Here is an 18,911-nt window from a genome sequence, read left to right on the forward strand (position 1 = left end):
TTTTTTTGAATGACTGCACATTTGCTGCTTTCAGCTTATCACGCCAAGCCGCCACTTCCAGAGGCCATTTCGTCAGCCCCCTCCTTCGCACCTTACGCAACACCGCCCGAATGAATGCCCCTCGGGCGATTAAACTGGCTGCCGCATGAATTTTCTCTCACACCCCTCACACCAGCGCAGCCCCTTGCGCCTGAAAACCGTCTTGACAGGGCTGTTGGGCCTGGCTTTTTCGCTGGCATGCCTGGCGCCAGCCCAAGCGCAAACCCCGCCCAAAAAAGTCGCCAAACACACGCAACACGCGGGCAAAAAAGCCAAGAAGAAAACCAGCGCAGCCGAAGGCCGCAAACACAGCACGCCAAAACCATCTGCAGTGCCCGGTCCCAGCCTGAGCCAGAACCCCGAAGTGGCCATCTGGGCGCAAGAAGCCGCAGGGCGTTTGCAACTCGACCTGGACTGGGTGCAAAAAACCATTCAGCAAGCCCAACGCCTGCCCTTGGTGGAAAAGCTGGTGCTGCCAGCCACCAGCCCTGTGGCCAAAGACTGGGGCGCTTACCGTGCACGCTTCATTGAGCCCGTGCGCATCCAGGCGGGCCTGCAGTTCTGGCTCAAGCACCGCACCACGCTGGCGAAAGCCGAGCGCGAGTACGGCGTGCCCGCCGCCATCATCGTCGGCATCATCGGTGTCGAAACCCTCTATGGCCAAAACACCGGCCACTTCCGTGTGGTGGATGCCCTGAGCACCTTGGCCTTTCATTTTCCGCAAGCCCACCCCAGAGCCGCAGAGCGCCAAGCCTTCTTTCGCAGCGAGCTGGAGCAGTTTTTGTTGCTGACTTCGCGCAGCGGTGCCAACCCGATGGCCATCCGGGGCAGCTACGCAGGCGCGTTGGGCCTACCGCAATTCATGCCGTCCAGCTGGACCAAGTTCGCGGTGGACTTTGATGGCGATGGCCGCATCGACCTGTTTGGTAGCCCCGCCGACGCCATCGGTTCAGTGGCCAATTACTTCAAGGCTTTTGGCTGGCGCACCGGCATCCCCACCCACTACCCCGTCACCCTGAGCCCGGGCCAAACCGACATGGACAGCCTGCTGGCCCCGGACATCTTGCCGACCTTCAGCGTGGCCAGCTTCACAGGCAAAGGAGCTGCCTTGGAAGGTGCAGCACTGGCGCACACCGGCCCCTTGGCACTGATCGAGCTGCGCAACGGCAGCAACCCACCCAGCTACGTGGCAGGCACCGAAAACTTCTATGCGATCACCCGATACAACTGGAGCAGCTACTACGCCATGGCGGTGATCGAGCTGGCTGAAGCGGTGGCGCACGAGATGCAAAGCAAGCCATGAACCCGCTGAACCCTAAAAAATTGCTGCTGACCAAGTGGACAGCGGTCAAGCCCGTGGCCAAGCAAAAGCATTTTTTGGTCAGCCGGGTGATCCAACCCGACGATCCCACGGCTCCGATTGAGCATGTGGAAATCGAGGCGGTGTTTTCCAAGGCCACACAAGTTATCGCTTGGCGGGATCTACAGGACGACAGCGTGTGGCGGCAGGGTTGGGTTTAAAGGGTTTTATGTGTACGGGTACTTGACTGGACGAATTATTGACCCGGTCTCGATGCGCTAAAAACTGATGCGGCACGCCCAAATGTGCGCTTGCTCACTGACCACACCCCTTTCGAATCCTACGATGCCCCAATGGTGAAGGCATCCTTTATGGTTGTCCTTTCAAGTCGATCTATCTCGTCACATGTACGTGATCATGGGCACGGATCGATTCCAGATGATCAACAAAGGGGTGAATGATGAAACTGAAACATGCTCTCGCGGCCCTTACCTCAATCGTGATGTTGACCAGTGCCGCAATGGCCCAGCCTTACGGTAAGGGGGCGGCGATGATGGGCGGCTACGGTGGCAGTTACGGCATGGGCCCGGGAATGATGGGGGGCTACAGCATGGGTCCAGGCATGATGTCCGTTTGCGACAACGCTGCCTACGCAGGTTTGGACCTCACCCCAGAGCAGCACAAAGCCATCGCGGGCATCCACGAGCAGGCCTCCAAGGCAATGTGGCAGCTCATGGGAACGGTGCACGGACACGGTCACCATATGCAAGGCATGTTCGGACTTGGCCCATTGGACGAAGCTGAGACACGAAAGTCTTTCCAAGCGATGGCTGATGCCCAGAAAGCGATGTTCGAGTTGCAACTGAACACACGCAAAAAGCTTGAAGCTGTGTTGACGAAAGATCAGCGCGAAAAACTGAACCGTCACTGGCGTAGCCGCTGATTTGGCGATCGGAAAATCATGGCTTACGAACACATGATGGGTTGGGGCGGCGGCCACATGTTCGGGTTCGGGCTGCTTGGCTGGGTGCTCGTGGTCGTTGTTGCCGTTGTTGTGGTTCTGTTGGCCACCCGATGGCGCATTGGCAGGTCCCCAACCGACCCGCGCGGCGAAGATCGCTCGGTGGCAATCCTAAAGGAGCGCTACGCACGCGGTGAGATTGATAAAGCCGAATTCGAAGCCCGCAAACGGGATCTGAGCTGACTATCGGATCACTTACGTGATCTGACCTGACTTGCCCGAAGATCCCATTGCGTGGGTGGACATTGAAGCCGTGTCCTCAAAGGCCACACAAGTTATCGCTTGGCGGGATCTACAGGACGACAGCGTGTGGAGGCAGGGTTGGGTTTGATGTGGGTCGATGACCCTATGACTTGAGCTTGAGCAGCCCTTTCAACGCATACAAAAAGAACAAGGCACCCAGCACGTCCCCCACGAACATGGGCCAAACATCCACTATGAAGCTGGCACCATCTCGTTGAAATGCCCACCAAACCACTTGATGGAAGACAGCATTGAGCAGGGCATAAATCAATGCATATTGAATTAAGACAGAACTGGTTAAAACCATCAGGTCTGCGTCAATTTGCCCGCGCCAACGCATCAGCAACAGGGCAAACCATGCACCGAATCCTGATGCGACGGCAGTCAGCAAAAGGACCGTGCCATTCATATCTTCCATGTGCAACAGGTTGATCACAATGGTCGCCGCAAAGATACCCCAAGCGCCATTCAGTCCTGCTACCAAAACAAACACCACACGCAACCCTGCCGGCAAATAAAACCAATTAACGCCGGACACGTGCTCGGTGAACTGAAAAAGCCACCCCTGAAATTCATAACCTAACCAGTACAAAACCGCTGCTAAAAATATCAAAAAAGCGGTCTCAATTTGTCGCCTCACCATGTGGTCTCTTGTATTTGCCAGTTTAGGAACACTTGATTGACATCAAGCTGACCCAACTGCTTTTTCTAGGCTTGTATGTGTGGTTGAATCGCCCCGGGTTTCGTGGAGGCCAGTTGGTCTAAGTTGAGACCTCGGTCTTGCTCGTTGCGGCCAGTTGTCGGTAGCAGTTCAACTCAGCTTCAGCCGGTTGAATTTACCCAATCGGGTTGCGCAGTCGGTGGTAGTTGAACCAGGCCACCCATTTCAGGGTTGCCAGTTCCGGTGCCTCCTTGGTTTTCTAGGGTGCACGGCGGTGGATCAATTCGGTCTTGCACAGCCCATTGATCTTTTCGGCCAAGGCGTTGTCGTATCTGTCGCCATGGGTTTTATTCCTGCTTGGGCCATCCGTTCAGTTTGGATAATGGAAACATAATGAGACCCCCTGTCTGAGTGGTGAATCAAGGCATCCAAGCGTTCTGGTTGCCTGTCGAACAAGACTTGCGCCAGGGCATCCAAGACAAAGTCCGTGCGCATCGAACCCAGTCGTTGAGAGTTTGCAGCATGCAGCCATTCTTGGGGACAATGGACTCAATGGTGGCCCACAGGGAGGGGTACTAGCCTCGATGTTCAAGCACCATAAGGACAGCGCGTTGGGGCACCTCGGGTAAAAAACGGTTTGATTTCTTGCTCATGGCTCCATCTTCTCAAAGTGTAGCGCCTCCTCAAAACCCGGGGCAATACAGTCTGGTATTAACTATTGCCGAGGGAACGTGGAGATTCAAAATTTCTTATTACTGGAAAAAGAAGCGTGGGATTGCCATCGCACTAATTCAGAGCATACCTCACACCAAAAGATGGACGCTCTCCAGTCACATGCTTGAATTTATGGATAACAGCGCAGCGTTAACCCTCTGAAGACTGGCATTCATCCAAACCAGCGTTTTCAATACATAGAAACATTCACATTTTTAATTTGTGTGAATTCAAACAGTTCCTCTTTGGATTCTTCACGCCCAAGACCCGATTGCTTGTATCCACCAAAGGGGGCACCAATAAAATGTGAGGAGCAATCATTGATCCAAACATAACCAGCCTCTAAGCGATCAGCAGCTTGATGGGCGGTGCGCAAATTGTTTGTCCAAACTGAGGCTGTTAATCCCAAGTCTAAACCGTTGACGGCTGAAAAGAGCTCGCCCTCATGGCTCCACCGCATGATGCTCAGCACAGGTCCAAATATTTCCTCACGGGCAATGCGCATAGATGGCGTTACGCCAGTGAAAACGGTAGGTTGTATAAAAAAACCATGGGCCAAGGCTGGGTCTGATGGAGGGTGTCCGCCGGTCACCAGCAATGCACCTTCAGCTTGCGCACTCGCAATGAAGTCCATGGTGCGCTCGTACTGAGCACGGTTGATCAGGGCGCCCATGGTGGTGTCCATGTGCGTAGCCATACCCGGTTTGTGGCGTTTGGACAGCAGGTCCAAAAGCTGATCTACAAAACGATCATGCAAACTGTCATGGATGAATAGCCGACTGGTCGAACCACATGACTGTCCGCACCAGGTAAAGTTCATACCCCGCACAGCACCATCGACTGCTTTTTCCAGATCTGCATCGGGGTAAATCATCATGGCATTCTTACCGCCGAGTTCAAGCAATGTGCGCTTGAAAGTGTCAACCGCCGCGTGCAAGACGGCCTTACCAGCTTGCACGCTGCCGATCAAACCCACTGCTGCAACTTGCGGATGAGAAGTCAGCGCAGCGCCGACTTCCCGGCCACCGACCACGCAGTTGAGCACACCCGGCGGAAAAACATCTACCAGCAATTCCATCAAACGCAGGGTTGATAGGGGCGCTTGCTCAGGGGGTTTGATGACAACGGTGTTCCCTGCGGCCAAGGGGGCCGCAATTTTACCTGCTGCAAACATGAAGGGATGATTGAAGGGAAAGATGCGGGCGACGACGCCAAGCGGTTCGCGGCGGGTGTAGTTCAGTGAACCATTGCCCGTTGGAATAGTCTCGCCCTTGATCTCCAGGACTAAACCTGCAAAGTATTCCAACTGTGTGGCGGCAATTTCCGCATCAAAAAGCATGGCCTTCACGGGGTTGCCACAATCAGCCGCATCCAGCAAGGCAAGATCGGCTGCGTTGGTTCGAATGCGAGCAGCAGCCTCGCGCAAACAACGAGCACGAACCAAGGGCGGTGTTGAGGCCCAAGACTTGAAGGCAGCTTTTGCACTGCTGACAGCCGCGTCCACATCAGCGTCATTGGCTGTCTCAACTTCAGCCAATACCGCGCCTGTACAAGGGTTGATGCTGATGAGGCGTTGGGCTTTAGGGTTTTGGTGCCATGTTCCCCCATAAAACTGGCCTTGGCTAACGGGTAAAACTGATGAAACGTGGTTGGATAAATCTTTAGAAAGATCAGTCAAAGGAAAACCTTAAAGTGGAGAGGAAATTTTTTCGATGTGTGCACACGTTTCGTCCAAACCAACCACGTCGGCATACTTGGCTTGCAAGTCAAACAAGCTTTGGTCGTGCGCATTTTTTGAGCGGTCACCCACGCATTCGCGAATGACCATGGCTCGAAGCCCCGTCTGTAAAGCGTCAACTGCAGTAGCGCGAACGCAGCCGCTCGTAGTGCAACCAGCAATCAGCAAAGTGTCTATCCCTTGGGACAACAGTCGCGAGGTGAGATCTGTACCGAAAAAACAAGAGGCATATTTTTTGACCAGCCATCCTTCAGAGGGCATGCGCTGCAAACGGGGGTCTAGTTCAACTTCTGCTGTGCCAGCGCGCAAATTCATCACACCGCGTTGTTTCAACGCCCAAATGCCAGCGTCCTTGAGGTCAACATCGTCATAGCTGACTGTTGAAAAGATGACGGGGAGACCCCGTGCACGGGCGCTCCTCAGCAAAGTCTGAGTGGCTTCGATTTGTGCGTCCAGATTGGCACCCAACATCGCATCCGGGTTAGTGAAAGCCCGGATCATGTCAATCACCAACACCGCAGGGCGATGGCCGTACCCAATGGTCAGACCAAAACCACGTTGTTTAAAAAAATCCAATTCGTTTGTCATCGTACTTGCGCTCACCCCATCAAACCTGGCAACCAAATGGCGATGGGTTTGAAATAAAAGACCAAAACCAGCATCAAAAGGCTGATCATCACAAAAGGATAGGCCGATGCAAAAACCTCACGCATGGTGATGTGGGGTGGGGCAACGCTTTTCATGGTGAAAAGTAACAAACCAAAAGGAGGCGTCATCAGACCCAATTGCATGGCGATTAAGAAAAGCACGCCAAACCAAATCGGATCAATTCCGGCGCTCATGACCAGCGGCATAAAAAACGGCAACGTCAAAAGCATCATGCTGACTTGATCAACAAAACAGCCGAGCACCAACAAAATGAGGATCATGGCCAATATCAACATGTTGGGGCTCAGATCAAGCGCACCTACCGCCCCCAGAAAACCATTGGTGGCACCCGAAAAACCCAATATCTGAGAAAAAGCTGTGGCCCCAACGATGATGAAAAGTACCATGCAAGACACTTGCACCGTACCCTTCAACGACTCCACCAAGCTTTTCCAGGTCAAGACTCGGTAACAAGCTGCCAACAAAATCGTGGCAGCTGCCCCCAATGCCGCAGCTTCGCTCGGAGTGGAGATACCTGATGACATGGCACCGATCACCACACCAAAAACCGATAACAGTGGCAGTACATAGAGAACGAAAAGGCGCCAACGCTGCCAGCCGACGTAACGTGTTCCCTCATCATCAGAAGGTACGCTGTCTGGCTTTAAAACTGCTGTTGCAATGATGTAGGCCACGAAAGATATCGCCAACAAAATGCCAGGAATAATTCCTGCAAATAAGAGTTTAGTGATGGATATGTTGGACAAACTCCCAAACAACACAATGAGCGCTGATGGTGGAATGAGCATGTCAACGCCGCCAATAGCAATGATGGGCCCCATGGCCAAAGAGGGGTGATATTTCTTCTCCAGCATGATCGGGGTCATGGAGCGGCCCAACATGGCGGTTGTCGCAATGGTGGATCCAGAGATCGCTGAAAAGGCGGTTCCTGCCACCACAGACACGACTGGAAGACGCGCCGGTACGCGGTAGATTAGCCGATCAAACGCATCAATCACCTTCAGTGCTAGTCCGGTCTGGAACAACACCTCTCCCATCAAAATGAACAAGGGTATCGGCGTGAGAGAGAAAGTTATGACCGATGCAATCGAGTTGCGTGCCAGCTGATCAATCCCAGCCATGCCACCCATGAAGGCAAAGGCAGCCACTACGTTGGTGGCTAAAAAAGCCAACGCTACAGGTAACCCAATGAACATCAAAAAAATCACGCCTGCAAGCAACGCGATCAGGCTTATCATCCAGTCCACTTTGAACCTCTTGTTTCAATTAAAAGACATCAAACTGATGAAGTGGCTTCAGAGCGAATGGTCTTGGGACTGTTCATTTGACGCAAAAGCCTGAGCACGCACTCAACAGTCAAAACACCAAAAAGTATGCTTGCTGGCGTGATAAGCCACCATTCAGGAAATATAAAAATCTTGAACACCAAAGAGCCTTGTTCAGCGCTAGCCAAAGCTGCCTTGCTGCTTGCAATAGTTAAAGCACTGCATGCCAAAATTGCAAAAATGTCGGCCAACACCTCGAAAGCCCAAGCCAGATTGGTTGGCAGCATTTTGAGCACAACGTCCATGCGCACATGCGCTCCTTGGCGCAACAACCAAGGAGCAGCCAAGAAGGTAGACAAGTAAAGGGTGTACTCGGCCACCTCATTGGCCCAAGCCATATTGCCGAGCCTCAGGTTGCGCACCAAAACATCAGCGCATATGACCACCACCATCAAAGCCACCAACGCACAAGCGAGCAGCGCCAATATAGAAAGCAGACGTTCCCAATGAGCGTCGAGGCGAGCGAAGATTTTCATACGCAAGGGCTTAGATGAAATTTCACGTCTTAGCGAACAAGAAGCTGGCGCAGCTTGGGACCGTGCTCTGGACTGCGTTTGTTAATGCTTTCCCAAATGGCGTCGGTTGCACGCTTGGAATAAGCCGCCGTTTCAGCAGGCGAAAACACAATGGCTTGGATGCCGGCGGCGGCTTGACGTTTCTTCTCGTCCTCCCACTTTTTAGGGTTTTCCAAGTTGAGGTTTTCCATCCAGATTGCGGCATTCGTTAGTACGGCACGTTGCTTTTCGTTCAAGCGTTTCCACGTGTTCAGATTCATCAAAACGCCAACCTCTGTGTTGTAAAAACCAGGCTCCACGCGGTATTTGGTGTGTTCTTGCAGGTTCAGATCAAAAATACCCGAAACTGGCCAGCCGTAACCGTCAATGACCCCTCGCTCCAGTGCTGTGTAAACCTCACCTGGAGCAATTGTCAGAACATTGCCACCCATACTTTGAAAAAATTCTCGGTAAATGGGAATACCGCGAAGACGCATTCCGGCAAGATCAGGTTTGGCAATCGGCTTTTTCAAGAAGATGTGGTAGGGCATGTTGTCAATCGACCGGCCCAAGTAGTGTGCGTTGAGCTTTTCACCCCAGAGTTTGTTGACATAGTCGTAAGCGCCATTTTTACGCCATTCCTGAACGGGAATAGTGCTCACCGACAAAGCGTCAGACTCGGGTAGCAAGTTGGTATAAAAGTTTCCTGTGACATTGGCGATGTCGACCACGCCACTTTTCACAGCATTGCCCACCTCAAAGGGAGGCATCACCTTAGCGCCACCGCCCACATAATTGATCTGAATAGAACCTTTACCATCCGTATTGACTTTTTGAACAAATTTTTCAAAATTTTGTGAGAAAAAATTACCTTCAGGCCAAGCGCTGACCGCCTTGATGGTGACTTCTTGCGATAGCGCGGGGGCTGAACTCAGAGCAAATGCGCAAGCAGCCGTTAAATGGCTCAGTTTTTTAATCAATTTCATTTTGTCTCCTGGTGGTTGGGAATGAATCACAGCTGAAATGACGTGGCGTGGAAATTACAAAAAGTAGTAGCCGCCATCAACGACCAATGACTGGCCTGTGATGAAAGCACTTTCGTCAGAGGCAAGAAAGCTGACCACGCCTTCCAGATCGCGTGGACCTTCTTCTCTCTGGATGCAACGCATGGCAATTTGTTGGCGCTTTTGTTCAGGTGTCACCGTGCCACGGGGCACTTCAGTGTCAGTGGCCCCGGGAAGAAGTGCATTGACCGTGATGCCGTCCGGCCCAAGCTCGCGTGCGAGTGAGCGGGTCATTCCAACCACTGCAGCTTTGGAAGTGGTGTAGTGGAGGTAATTGGGACGACCCATTAAAAAAGCAGCGGAGGATACGTTGATCACCCGCCCCCATTTGTTGCGCCGCATCAGCGGAACCAACGCCCGGGTCATCAAAAAAGTGCCCGTGATGTTGACATTGAGGACTCGAATCCACTCGTCCACTGGAATTTCTTCGAATGGCCGCATGGTTATGGTAGAAAAAATCGCAGCGTTATTGACCAGTACATCGCAAGACCCCAATTCCTGCTCGATGGACATGGCAGCTTGCTCGACGCTGCTGACATCAGACACATCAACGGTCAATGGAAGACATGTGGCCCCCAGCGCCCTGACCTCTAGAGCCACACGATTGAGCGCATCTGTTTGCAAATCCATGGCCACCACTCGGTGGCCCTCTTTGGCAAAGCGCAATGCATAGGCCCGTCCTAGCCCTTGTGCTGCGCCAGTGATCACAACGACCCGGCCTTTCGGGTTTTGTGCTGATAGTTCTGTCAAAGGATTGTCCCCTTGTGAAGCCTGCGTTGAAAAACTCGAATTATTCTTAGTTGACGAATCATTTCGATTGCTGCTAGTCTGTGAATTAGTTGATCGCGTGTCAATCTCGATTCGATCATCGATCAACGAAAACCCCTAGATGCCTCCGTAGCTGCTGATTCCTTTTCAAGATGGAGACACGGAGGGGTTTGCTGGTTTACCCAACATGTCCCAACCGATCACTGCAGGAATATGATGAAACCAGAACCTTGCATAGACGCAGGTCAATTGCTGACTGCGCAAGAGGCCAGCGCCATGTTGGGGATCAAACCTGCAACGCTCTACACCTATGTCAGCCGTGGACTTTTGCACCCTTTGCGGCAAGCCCATCGCAAAGCCAATCGCTATCTCTTAGAAGAACTTCAGAGCTTGAAGGTCCGAAGCAGCGTGAGACAAGGCAGCGGCCCAGTGGCTGCCGCAGCCATGCGCTGGGGCCAACCGGTCATCGAGACCTCCATCACCGAGATAGAGGCAGATGGCCCACGCTATCGAGGATATTTGGCTACGGATCTCGTCAGACACCCGGGTAGATTTGAAAATACGGCTGAACTGTTGTGGAGTGGATTGCAAACCGATGGTCCTCAAACATGGCCCGTCGAGACGATGAAAGTCGATGTGGCTCGTGCCTTGGAGGCCGTGCTGCAGCAAGGCAGTAACAGGCCGCGCATGATGCGGGTTTTTTCAATTGTTGCGACAGTCTTGGGTGGTGGAACATTAGAGCAAGAGCTTCGCATGGGATCGACAGAGCGTTTGTCGCGACAGATGCTTTTTGCTTTTGCCGGGGCTTGTGGTTTGCTCGGCCCAAGAGGGGTGTACCAACCGCCCCAAGTTGAGCAATCTCTTGCGCTGCATGTGATGGAAGCCATGGGCGTAACGAAGACATCTGCTTTGGAAAATGCCATCAACACGGCTCTGATCCTTAGCGCAGACCACGAACTCTCGTCCAGTACATTTTCAGCGCGAATTGCTGCGTCTACGGGTGCCACCCTCCATGCATGCGTGGTTGCCGCTTTAGCCACACACCAAGGAGCGGCTCTGGCAGGCGGAACCGATGCGGCCGAAGACTTGATTGAAAGCTTGCGTTCAAATGCCGATTTGAAAGGCCGACTGGCTGAGGCCGAACTTAAAGGGCAGCGACTCCCAGGCTTCGGATTGCCCATTTACCCGAATGGCGATCCACGCGCAGCGCTGATGATCAAATTAGCCCAGCAAACGGCTCCAGGATCTGCACAAGCGGACTTGGCGCTGCGTTTCGTGGAGGGTATCAACGAACGACTTGGCTTGCATCCCAATATCGAAATGGGTTTGGTGGTACTGTGCAATGCATGGCGCCTGCCACCAAGAAGCGCTTGTGCGCTGTGGGGCATCGGCAGAACCGCTGGTTGGATCGCTCACACGATGGAGCAGAGGCTGGCAGGCTTCACCATACGACCACGGGGCTTGTATCAGGTGAATCGTTGAAGGATAGGCTTTGCCTGTGAATCCAAGAGATCGCTCTGCAACTTTTCGAGGACCGCGACGGCATCGGCCACTCGGGCTTCTTGCCACATCTGAAATTTGTTCGCACAGACACTGGCAAAGCCTCGCGGGGAAAAGCTTGTTGACGCCGACCGAAAACTGACCATCTAAACGTTGGAGTGCCGACTCAAAATTGACCAGGTTGTTCAACTGGCCTGCTGAATATTTCAGCAGGAGAGCAAGATGGTGATCAGCATGGAAATGATAGGTAAGGTCAGGCACATGAAGTTGCACGTGAAACTCTCAAAAAGCGAGATCGCCAAGCGCATGGGGTTATCGCGCAACACGGGCAAAAAATGGCTCAAGGCCCTAGGCGATCAAACGCCCAAATGCAAAGGACAAAGCGGATTCACCAAGCTCAGTGCGTTTGAGGCGACATGGGTACAGGCACTCAAGGCCGATTCCCACAGACCCCAATATGCCCGGCGCAGTGCGCGGGCGTTGTTGGCGCAGTTGCAGGCGCAAGGCTATCGGGGCGGCTACAGCCGCTTGACGGATTTCATTCGGGCTTGGCGCGCGCAAGAGGGCAAGGCGGCATCCAAGGCCTATGTACCTTTGAGTTTTGAACTGGGAGAGGCGTTTCAGTTTGACCAGAGTGAGGAAGGGTTGCTCAATGGCGGGGGGTTCAGACCCCGTGCAATCTGTGCGTCACGATACTTGGTGGCGTGTGAATGCCGCAACTCTTGCAGAGTCAAATCACCAAACTGGGCCCGAAAGTAATTGAAATCTCGCGTGGCGTTGTCACGGAACTTCTTACGACTGGCCGCTGACTTTTCATGCATGTAGATCTCAAACGCCGTTGTCAATGTTGGCTGCTTGAGGTGTCCTCGCTGGCTCATGTGCTTGGCAACTAGTCCAGCCAGGAACTCTTCATCAAATTCCACGCCGTTGATGGCCACCCGCTTGATGATGCGTGTATCGATGTAGTTGTCTGTGATAACTTGGAGATCGTTGGTCATGGCTTTGCGTAAAAAGCTCTATCTAGAGGGCATTGGCGTGGATACCTGCAATCTGGATTCAAATGGCATGGTCACACAGCAGCCCTCGTTGCTGCCGTGCCACACTCATGTCACTTGCCAAAACCTTCACGAAGCTTGATGCCAGCAGCTTCAATTTGTGCGTCTAACTCCCCTGCTTCCACTGCCTGTTTGATCAACTCCAATGTGGGCACCAGTTGATCAGTGCCGCCGATCTCGATTGAGCTTTTGCCCTTGGCCAATTCAATCCTTCGAGCACCGTAGAGAACATTCATTGTCAGCTTGCCGTTATCAGCGGTGAACCACCACGGTTTGACCCGCTTGGTCGATTCCACCTGCCGACGAAAGCCCGTTTCCTTGTCCACATACGAACGCAGCTTGATGGGTGCGAATACGGTGCCTGACTGCTGTGCACGGGCCAGTTGTATCTGCTCCCACAAGCGTCGAGACATTTTGTTACGCCGCACTTGGACTGCGGGCATGTGGGTGGGTTTGACTGCTGTGCTCAGCTTGAGTGTTGCAAGGGTTGCCATGTGCTTTTCCTTTCAGATGTTGTTAAAGCACAGACTATTTTGTGATCGACCACGGCTTCAGGACGACCAGAAACCCGAAACCGTGGCGGGTTATAAAAAAAGCCTGTCGTGCTGCATGCACGAACAGGCTTGGAAATGTGTGCGGATGCTCAACTCTCAAAATGAGAGTTGGATCAACTCACAGTGTCATGGGAGCAATGCGATCCAGCAACGTGAGGTGCTTTTCCATCTCATAGGATGCAGCCACTGCATCGCTGCAGGCAAAAAAACTTTTGACTAGTTCAATGCACCCCCAGTATTCAACAGGAATACGCTGGGTGTCACGTTGTTCAAACAAATGATTTGCTCGAGCAAAAGCATCCAAATGAATCCAGATATTGTGATTGATCAGCAAGGTATTGCTGAGCGAATCAAATTGTCGTGGCTCCCACTTGCCCTCTTTGACATTCAGCTGGTTGAGCATCAATTGCTTCCCAAGTGGACTTTCAGGATACGGGAAAGGATCCTGGCATGAGTCCAAGGCCAGAGAAGGACGCTGCGGGGCTCGCTCAGCACGCAAGGTCCAGGTTGACTTTTCTGCAGTCAATTCTGGTGCCAAGCAGGCTTGCTCAAAACGCCCACCCAACAAAAACGGACTACTGGAGTCAAAGCTGATGGTCAATGCACTGTTGGATTTCCGCAATTCCTGCTGAACCGTTGTCAAGATAACTGCCCAGATCGGAGTTGATACACCCAGTACATGCAACCAGTCTTGACCAGGCCTAAAAGCTCCCTTGTCTCGCATGATCAACACGGTCATCAGGAAGTTAATCAACCCACCCGCCACACCAGCAGAACCAGCCAAAGCCCACCCACCGCGCTGGAACCACTTGACCGCCTCAAACCACTCGATGGTGTCCAGATAGTTTTCGCCACCTTGGACCACATTGAGCCATTTGGAATCGGCAGGGGCGAAGGCTTCAACGTGACGCAAATTTTGCACCGTCATGTCCATCAGTTGCTGACTTGAACAGTTGTGAAACGGTGAATTTGCACCACTATTGGTCATGGCCCACAAGGGCATGTCAATGGTCATGCCATAGTCGCATTGCTGGCTCAGCCAGTCCTTGATCCAATTGCGTGCTTCACGTTCATGACGCCATGCATCAACTGCATCAAGAGCAGTCATGGGTCCATTTTTGACTTGTTCAAGGCCTTTTAAGGTGCCTTTTCCAATCTGGAACCCACCACTGTCACCCAACAGCAAGCTGTCACTTCGGCTGGCCTTGTCCAGCACCGCACTGGGGCTGGTGCCAACACGATACTGCCCAATGCTATGAAGTAAGACGGGGTAGTGCCACAGGTTGTTTTTCTCCCAAAACATCAGGTCCTTGGGGATAAGGCCCTTGGGGAAACGTCGACCCTTGGCCATGGTGCGGGTAACGCTCGCGATGTAGCCAGAGTTGACCGCTGGCGTGTAGACGGCAAATTGAGGGTTGTACAGTTCCATTACAGATCTCCCTCGTCGGTGTCACTGACCAAAGCGTCGATTACATGATCCGCAGGCACGATTGACTGCATGCTGTATTGACCAAAACCATGGGCTTGATGAACGCCAACACTGTTGACCGTTGGGATGTACAAGTGAATCGCCCCGGATTTTGAGGAGGTGACCCGTCCTGCCAGAGGTTGACACCTTTTCTTGAAAGAAAAGGCAAGTCAAATGGAATCAGGCATCAAGAGAACTCAGAAAGACTACACGCTGGCTTTTAAACTGGCTGTGGTCGAGCAAGTAGAAAAAGGCGAGCTGACCTACACACAAGCGCAGCAACGGTATGGGATCCAAGGACGCTCGACGGTGCTGGTGTGGATGCGCAAGCATGGACGCCAAAGCTGGGGCATTCAGGCATCATCGGCAGCCATGCCCCGAGACAAAACACCCACATCTCTGACACCCGAGCAACAGATCAAGGCCTTGCAAGTTCAACTGAAAGAGGCCAACGAGAAGGCCCAGTTGTTCGAGGCTGTACTGGACGTCCTGAAGAAGGACTATGGGGTGCGCGTCGTAAAAAAGCCTTTGGGCAAGTCCTCTCGCAGCAACTCGTCCAAGGGTTGAGTGTGAAGAGGGCTTGCCGCCATATGGGGGTGAGTCGCCAAGCTTACTATCAGGGCCAGCGGCGTCATGCCCAGCTTGAGAGTCGAAGCCAGGCGGTGGTGAAGTTGGTGCGAGATTGGCGTGTGCGACAGCCTCGGTTGGGCACACGCAAGCTGCACCATGTGTTGCACGAGTCACTGCAGCGTGCTGGCATTGAACTGGGGCGCGATGCGATGTTTGATGTGCTGCGCAACGCTGGCATGCTGGTGCCGCAGCGACGGGCGTATCACAAGACCACAGACAGCCATCACCGGTTTCGTCGCCATCCGAACTTGCTCAAGGCGGGGGCGCAGCAACTGTGCGCTACAGCCAGCGAGCAAGTATGGGTGGCCGATATCACCTACTTGCCCACGAACGACAAATTTGTCTACCTGAGCTTGGTCACTGATGCCTACTCGCGCAAGATCGTGGGCTGGCATGTGCACGACAGCTTGCAAACCGAGCCGGTAGCACAAGCCTTGAAAATGGCCTTGCGCACACGTCAAAGTGATCAACGCTTGGTGCATCACTCGGATCGGGGCATCCAGTACTGCTCGAACTATTACCAAGCCATTCATCAGCGCCACGGCCTGCTGTGCTCGATGACCGATGGCTACGACTGTTACCAAAATGCGCTGGCAGAGCGGGTCAACGGCATCCTCAAAGGCGAGTTGCTGTTGCAGCGCCCCGCTGATTTGGAGCAAGCGCGGCGGATGGTGCGAGAGTCAGTGCAGATCTATAACGACGAGCGCCCTCATTTATCGCTGAAAATGCAAACGCCCGATGCGGTGCATCGGGCGTCTTTGGCCGACATTCGTCGGCTTGAATCACCGTCCCAGGTGTCAACCTAATTTAGGACGGGTCAAGGCTCCACACTTTGAGAAGATGGAGCCATGAGCAAGAAATCAAACCGTTTTTCACCCGAAGTGCGCGAACGCGCTGTCCGCATGGTGCTCGAACACCGCGGCGAGTACCCATCTCTTTGGGCCACCATTGAATCAATTGCCCCCAAGATCGGGTGTGTGCCGCAAACCCTCAACGACTGGGTTCGCCAGCACGAAGTTGATGCAGGCATGCGCGATGGCCTCAGCTCTGACGAGCGAGCCCGCATCAAAGACCTTGAGCGTGAAGTCAAAGAACTGCGCAAAGCCAACGAAATCCTCAAGCTGGCGAGCGCTTTTTTTGCCCAGGCGGAGCTCGACCGCCGACTCAAGTCCTGAGAGCCTTTGTAGATAAACATCGTGCCACCTACGGGGTCGAGCCGATTTGCAAAGTGCTGCAAATTGCCCCCTCTGGTTACAGATGCCATGCTGCCCGCCAACGCAAACCCGAACTGCTTTGCGCCCGAGCCAAACGCGATGAAGCCCTGATGCCAAAGATCCAAGCCGTCTGGCAGGCCAATATGCAGGTCTATGGGGCCGACAAGGTCTGGCACCAGATGAATCGTGAAGGAACTGAGGTGGCGCGTTGTACGGTCGAGCGGCTCATGAAACGCATGGGGTTGCAGGGTGTGCGCAGGGGCAAGGTCGTGCGCACGACAGTCCCGGACAAAGCAGCTCCCTGCCCGTTGGACCGGGTCAACCGTCAATTCAAGGCCGATCGGCCCAACCAGCTGTGGGTGTCGGACTTCACCTACGTCAGCACCTGGCAGGGCTGGCAATACGTGGCCTTTGTGATCGATGTGTTTGCCCGGCGCATCGTGGGCTGGCGGGTGAGCAGCTCCATGCGCACGGACTTTGTGCTCGATGCGCTGGAGCAAGCGCTGTTTGACAGGCAACCCGAGCGCTCGGATGCCTTGATACATCACTCGGACAGGGGGTCACAATATGTTTCCATTCTCTACACCGAACGCCTGGCCCAAGCTGGGATAGAGCCCTCGGTGGGCAGCCGTGGCGACAGCTACGACAACGCCTTGGCCGAGACGATCAATGGGCTGTACAAGGCCGAATTGATCCACCGCTGTGCGCCTTGGAAAACCAAGGAGGCACTGGAGCTGGCGACCCTGGAATGGGTGGCTTGGTTCAACCACCACCGACTGCTCAGCTCGATTGGGTATATTCCACCGGCTGAAGCTGAGGAGAACTACTACCGGCAGCTAGCCGGCAAGAACGAGACCGAGGTCTCAACTTAAACCAACTGGCCTCCACGAAAACCGGGGCGATTCACTGGCGATCAACCCGGATATCAACTCTGTTTTGTTGTTTTTCTTGGCGTATTTGAAAAACTCAGTCAAAGAAATACCGCCATTGCTGTGCCCCATCAACCAAACCGGCAGGCCTGTTTTTTCCTTGTAATAACGAATCGCGCTTTCTATTCTGATCATGTGATCAAAAGCGGTTCTGGCGGATGGGTAGCGTTGGTTGGGTGAGAGTGCAGACGGGCTGTCCAAATAAACAAGATCGATCTTTCCACTGGTTAATTCAGCATCCGACAAGCTGGCAAGCCCCTGCGCAAAAGGAGATTTACCCACTTGTCTGGGCGGTGGCGCTACCGCGACCAGTTTTTTCAGGCCCAAATCACCATCACCACCGGGAATGAAGATCAACACAGCTTTCGATGCCTTGCCGGGGACATAAAGCGTCAAGGAAGGATCGGCGCTGCAAGAAAAACAAGTTTCCAATGGTTTGATGGGAATGATTTGGGCATGTGCACACGCAGCCCAAAGCGAGATCAACAAGGTGATGAATTTCATGCTCGCCCATGCGCCTTCATGGCCTTGCCCACTTCCAGCGCCCCTTGCTCCGAACCCGAGCGCGGCACCGTCTCACCTTGGCGATCCATCACCTGCGCCAGCGCGGCAGCCAGGCGTTCTGGCGTATCGGGGCCCACACCCAGGTGCACGCCTTTCGTCAGGGTGATGTGCGCCACTTCAAAGCTGCCGGCACCTGCGCAAATGATGGTGCGGTTGGGCGCGTCTTCGCTTGCCATGACCAGCATGGCGGGCACCACGGCGCTGGGCTCAAGCGCCTTCAAAACGGCCTCGGGCATCAGGCCTTCGGTCATGCGGGTGGCCGCGGTGGGGGCCAGGCAATTGACGCGGATGTGGTGTTTTTCGCCTTCGATCGACAAGGTTTGCATCAAACCCGCCAGCGCCATCTTGGCCGCGCCGTAGTTGGCCTGGCCAAAGTTGCCATACAAGCCGCTCGAAGACGTGGTCATGACGATGCGGCCATAGTTTTGCGCCTGCATGATCGGCCAGACGGCCTGGGTGCAATGGAAAGCGCCCATGACGTGCACATCCATGACCAGTTTGAAGTCGGCCAGCGCCATCTTGCCAAAGCTCTTGTCGCGCAAGATGCCTGCGTTGTTGACCAGAATGTCGACCCGGCCCCAGGCGTCCATGGCTTGCTGCACCATGGCTTTGACAGCCTCAGCATCGGTGACCGATGCGCCGTTGGCCATGGCTTCGCCACCCGCTGCACGGATTTCATCGACCACGGCTTGCGCTGCCGACACCGAGCCGCCCACCCCGTGCACATCGCCGCCCAGGTCGTTCACCAGCACTTTGGCCCCACGCGCCGCCAGCGCCAGGGCATGTTGTTTGCCCAAACCACCGCCTGCGCCTGTGACGATCGCGACGCGGCCTTTGAAATCGATGCTCATGTGTTTTCCTTGATTGAATGCGTGTGAATGGGTGACAGGGCGTTTCGGCACCATCTGCTAATCTGGCTGCCGATTGAAAGCTTGCCCTACTTTAAAACAGCCAGCGCCTT

20 protein-coding genes, 2 pseudogenes and 1 other annotated feature are annotated in these 18,911 nt (G+C 53.9%); of the genes and pseudogenes, 9 read left to right on the forward strand and 13 right to left on the reverse strand.

Going from position 1 to position 18,911, the window contains the following annotated elements; translation table 11 throughout:
* Window positions 1-145: 145 nt before the first annotated feature.
* The 5 genes from mltB (at window position 146) to ACZ5VE_RS10370 (ending at window position 2,691) form a co-directional block, all read left to right on the forward strand.
* Window positions 146-1,342, forward strand: coding sequence for a lytic murein transglycosylase B (mltB, locus tag ACZ5VE_RS10350; protein WP_464455096.1), 1,197 nt, complete (start codon window positions 146-148; stop codon window positions 1,340-1,342).
* Window positions 1,339-1,560: a TIGR02450 family Trp-rich protein gene (locus ACZ5VE_RS10355; protein ID WP_464455097.1), complete on the forward strand. Its 222-nt coding sequence runs from the start codon at window positions 1,339-1,341 to the stop codon at window positions 1,558-1,560. Before mltB ends, ACZ5VE_RS10355 begins: the two co-directional genes overlap by 4 nt.
* 239 nt (window positions 1,561-1,799) lie before the next feature.
* On the forward strand, window positions 1,800-2,282 hold the full coding sequence (locus ACZ5VE_RS10360) for a Spy/CpxP family protein refolding chaperone (protein WP_464455098.1): 483 nt from the start codon (window positions 1,800-1,802) through the stop codon (window positions 2,280-2,282).
* Window positions 2,283-2,300: 18 nt separating this feature from the next.
* On the forward strand, window positions 2,301-2,543 hold the full coding sequence (locus ACZ5VE_RS10365) for an SHOCT domain-containing protein (RefSeq protein ID WP_464455099.1): 243 nt from the start codon (window positions 2,301-2,303) through the stop codon (window positions 2,541-2,543).
* Window positions 2,544-2,574: 31 nt separating this feature from the next.
* On the forward strand, window positions 2,575-2,691 hold the full coding sequence (locus tag ACZ5VE_RS10370) for a TIGR02450 family Trp-rich protein (protein WP_464455100.1): 117 nt from the start codon (window positions 2,575-2,577) through the stop codon (window positions 2,689-2,691).
* 15 nt (window positions 2,692-2,706) lie between these two features.
* Here ACZ5VE_RS10370 and ACZ5VE_RS10375 read toward each other — a convergent pair whose 3' ends face one another.
* From ACZ5VE_RS10375 to ACZ5VE_RS10410, 8 genes and pseudogenes are all read right to left on the reverse strand, one after another.
* On the reverse strand, window positions 2,707-3,246 hold the full coding sequence (locus tag ACZ5VE_RS10375; RefSeq protein ID WP_464455101.1) for a hypothetical protein: 540 nt from the start codon (window positions 3,244-3,246) through the stop codon (window positions 2,707-2,709).
* 118 nt (window positions 3,247-3,364) lie between these two features.
* A pseudogene (locus tag ACZ5VE_RS10380) lies at window positions 3,365-3,762 on the reverse strand (IS3 family transposase); the annotation flags it as partial.
* A gap of 406 nt (window positions 3,763-4,168) precedes the next feature.
* Window positions 4,169-5,656: an aldehyde dehydrogenase family protein gene (locus tag ACZ5VE_RS10385; protein ID WP_464455102.1), complete on the reverse strand. Its 1,488-nt coding sequence runs from the start codon at window positions 5,654-5,656 to the stop codon at window positions 4,169-4,171.
* A gap of 9 nt (window positions 5,657-5,665) precedes the next feature.
* Window positions 5,666-6,304, reverse strand: a complete 639-nt coding sequence (locus ACZ5VE_RS10390; RefSeq protein WP_464455103.1) for an isochorismatase family protein — start codon at window positions 6,302-6,304, stop codon at window positions 5,666-5,668.
* Window positions 6,305-6,315: 11 nt separating this feature from the next.
* Window positions 6,316-7,623 carry a TRAP transporter large permease gene (locus ACZ5VE_RS10395; RefSeq protein ID WP_464457477.1) on the reverse strand — a complete coding sequence of 436 codons (1,308 nt, stop codon included), beginning with the start codon at window positions 7,621-7,623 and terminating at the stop codon, window positions 6,316-6,318.
* 38 nt (window positions 7,624-7,661) lie between these two features.
* Complete coding sequence (locus ACZ5VE_RS10400) at window positions 7,662-8,186, reverse strand: TRAP transporter small permease (protein ID WP_464455104.1); 525 nt, start codon at window positions 8,184-8,186, stop codon at window positions 7,662-7,664.
* A 29-nt stretch (window positions 8,187-8,215) separates the two neighbouring features.
* Window positions 8,216-9,190, reverse strand: coding sequence for a TRAP transporter substrate-binding protein DctP (dctP, locus tag ACZ5VE_RS10405; protein ID WP_464455105.1), 975 nt, complete (start codon window positions 9,188-9,190; stop codon window positions 8,216-8,218).
* Window positions 9,191-9,244: 54 nt separating this feature from the next.
* Window positions 9,245-10,018 (reverse strand): SDR family NAD(P)-dependent oxidoreductase, encoded by a 774-nt coding sequence (locus ACZ5VE_RS10410; RefSeq protein ID WP_464455106.1) that lies wholly within the window; start codon window positions 10,016-10,018, stop codon window positions 9,245-9,247.
* A 234-nt stretch (window positions 10,019-10,252) separates the two neighbouring features.
* Here ACZ5VE_RS10410 and ACZ5VE_RS10415 point away from each other — a divergent pair, with 234 nt between their 5' ends.
* Together ACZ5VE_RS10415 and ACZ5VE_RS10420 are read left to right on the forward strand one after the other, a co-directional pair.
* Complete coding sequence (locus tag ACZ5VE_RS10415; protein WP_464457478.1) at window positions 10,253-11,518, forward strand: citrate synthase family protein; 1,266 nt, start codon at window positions 10,253-10,255, stop codon at window positions 11,516-11,518.
* A gap of 243 nt (window positions 11,519-11,761) precedes the next feature.
* Window positions 11,762-12,241, forward strand: a pseudogene (locus tag ACZ5VE_RS10420) (IS21 family transposase); the annotation flags it as partial.
* Here ACZ5VE_RS10420 and ACZ5VE_RS10425 read toward each other — a convergent pair.
* The 3 genes from ACZ5VE_RS10425 to ACZ5VE_RS10435 all read right to left on the reverse strand — a co-directional run bounded on the left by ACZ5VE_RS10425 (window position 12,157) and on the right by ACZ5VE_RS10435 (window position 14,574).
* A complete protein-coding gene (locus tag ACZ5VE_RS10425) occupies window positions 12,157-12,534 on the reverse strand; it encodes a hypothetical protein (protein ID WP_464457529.1) in 378 nt (125 codons plus the stop codon). The pseudogene ACZ5VE_RS10420 and the gene ACZ5VE_RS10425 sit on opposite strands and share 85 nt — an antisense overlap.
* A 110-nt stretch (window positions 12,535-12,644) precedes the next feature.
* The gene (locus ACZ5VE_RS10430) at window positions 12,645-13,085 is read right to left on the reverse strand and encodes a DUF6641 family protein (protein ID WP_464455107.1); all 441 of its coding nucleotides are present in this window, start codon (window positions 13,083-13,085) and stop codon (window positions 12,645-12,647) included.
* 178 nt (window positions 13,086-13,263) lie between these two features.
* Window positions 13,264-14,574 (reverse strand): hypothetical protein, encoded by a 1,311-nt coding sequence (locus ACZ5VE_RS10435; protein ID WP_464455108.1) that lies wholly within the window; start codon window positions 14,572-14,574, stop codon window positions 13,264-13,266.
* 213 nt (window positions 14,575-14,787) lie between these two features.
* Here ACZ5VE_RS10435 and ACZ5VE_RS10440 point away from each other — a divergent pair.
* Both ACZ5VE_RS10440 and ACZ5VE_RS10445 read left to right on the forward strand, forming a co-directional pair.
* Window positions 14,788-16,049, forward strand: a protein-coding gene (locus tag ACZ5VE_RS10440) for an IS3 family transposase (protein ID WP_464454783.1) whose coding sequence is annotated in 2 segments (ribosomal slippage) — window positions 14,788-15,145 and window positions 15,145-16,049 — 1,263 coding nt in all. Because the reading frame shifts where the segments join, the coding sequence is not laid out codon by codon here.
* Between the two features lie 42 nt (window positions 16,050-16,091).
* Window positions 16,092-17,329 (forward strand): IS3 family transposase gene (locus ACZ5VE_RS10445; RefSeq protein ID WP_464455109.1). Its coding sequence is split into 2 segments (ribosomal slippage): window positions 16,092-16,383 and window positions 16,383-17,329, totalling 1,239 coding nucleotides; the frame shifts between segments, so codons are not numbered across the junction.
* Window positions 16,373-16,489: a sequence feature (AL1L pseudoknot), on the forward strand. Its footprint overlaps the gene before it by 117 nt.
* On the opposite strand, the gene ACZ5VE_RS10450 is transcribed toward ACZ5VE_RS10445, so the two are convergent.
* Window positions 17,321-17,890, reverse strand: a complete 570-nt coding sequence (locus tag ACZ5VE_RS10450; protein ID WP_464455110.1) for a hypothetical protein — start codon at window positions 17,888-17,890, stop codon at window positions 17,321-17,323. The genes ACZ5VE_RS10445 and ACZ5VE_RS10450 overlap by 9 nt on opposite strands.
* On the reverse strand, window positions 17,887-18,801 hold the full coding sequence (locus ACZ5VE_RS10455) for an SDR family NAD(P)-dependent oxidoreductase (RefSeq protein WP_464455111.1): 915 nt from the start codon (window positions 18,799-18,801) through the stop codon (window positions 17,887-17,889). Before ACZ5VE_RS10455 ends, ACZ5VE_RS10450 begins: the two co-directional genes overlap by 4 nt.
* Window positions 18,802-18,911: the final 110 nt, after the last annotated feature.

Source organism: Limnohabitans sp. INBF003, from assembly GCF_055396645.1.

What these genes read in the sequence shown, in the direction of transcription:
- mltB (WP_464455096.1), top strand. Translation starts at nt 146, where the DNA reads ATGAATTTTCTCTCACACCCCTCACACCAGCGCAGCCCCTTGCGCCTG.
- ACZ5VE_RS10355 (WP_464455097.1), top strand. Translation starts at nt 1,339, where the DNA reads ATGAACCCGCTGAACCCTAAAAAATTGCTGCTGACCAAGTGGACAGCG.
- ACZ5VE_RS10360 (WP_464455098.1), top strand. Translation starts at nt 1,800, where the DNA reads ATGAAACTGAAACATGCTCTCGCGGCCCTTACCTCAATCGTGATGTTG.
- ACZ5VE_RS10365 (WP_464455099.1), top strand. Translation starts at nt 2,301, where the DNA reads ATGGCTTACGAACACATGATGGGTTGGGGCGGCGGCCACATGTTCGGG.
- ACZ5VE_RS10375 (WP_464455101.1), bottom strand. Translation starts at nt 3,246, where the DNA reads ATGGTGAGGCGACAAATTGAGACCGCTTTTTTGATATTTTTAGCAGCG.
- ACZ5VE_RS10390 (WP_464455103.1), bottom strand. Translation starts at nt 6,304, where the DNA reads ATGACAAACGAATTGGATTTTTTTAAACAACGTGGTTTTGGTCTGACC.
- ACZ5VE_RS10395 (WP_464457477.1), bottom strand. Translation starts at nt 7,623, where the DNA reads ATGATAAGCCTGATCGCGTTGCTTGCAGGCGTGATTTTTTTGATGTTC.
- ACZ5VE_RS10400 (WP_464455104.1), bottom strand. Translation starts at nt 8,186, where the DNA reads ATGAAAATCTTCGCTCGCCTCGACGCTCATTGGGAACGTCTGCTTTCT.
- dctP (WP_464455105.1), bottom strand. Translation starts at nt 9,190, where the DNA reads ATGAAATTGATTAAAAAACTGAGCCATTTAACGGCTGCTTGCGCATTT.
- ACZ5VE_RS10415 (WP_464457478.1), top strand. Translation starts at nt 10,253, where the DNA reads ATGAAACCAGAACCTTGCATAGACGCAGGTCAATTGCTGACTGCGCAA.
- ACZ5VE_RS10425 (WP_464457529.1), bottom strand. Translation starts at nt 12,534, where the DNA reads ATGACCAACGATCTCCAAGTTATCACAGACAACTACATCGATACACGC.
- ACZ5VE_RS10430 (WP_464455107.1), bottom strand. Translation starts at nt 13,085, where the DNA reads ATGGCAACCCTTGCAACACTCAAGCTGAGCACAGCAGTCAAACCCACC.
- ACZ5VE_RS10435 (WP_464455108.1), bottom strand. Translation starts at nt 14,574, where the DNA reads ATGGAACTGTACAACCCTCAATTTGCCGTCTACACGCCAGCGGTCAAC.
- ACZ5VE_RS10450 (WP_464455110.1), bottom strand. Translation starts at nt 17,890, where the DNA reads ATGAAATTCATCACCTTGTTGATCTCGCTTTGGGCTGCGTGTGCACAT.
- ACZ5VE_RS10455 (WP_464455111.1), bottom strand. Translation starts at nt 18,801, where the DNA reads ATGAGCATCGATTTCAAAGGCCGCGTCGCGATCGTCACAGGCGCAGGC.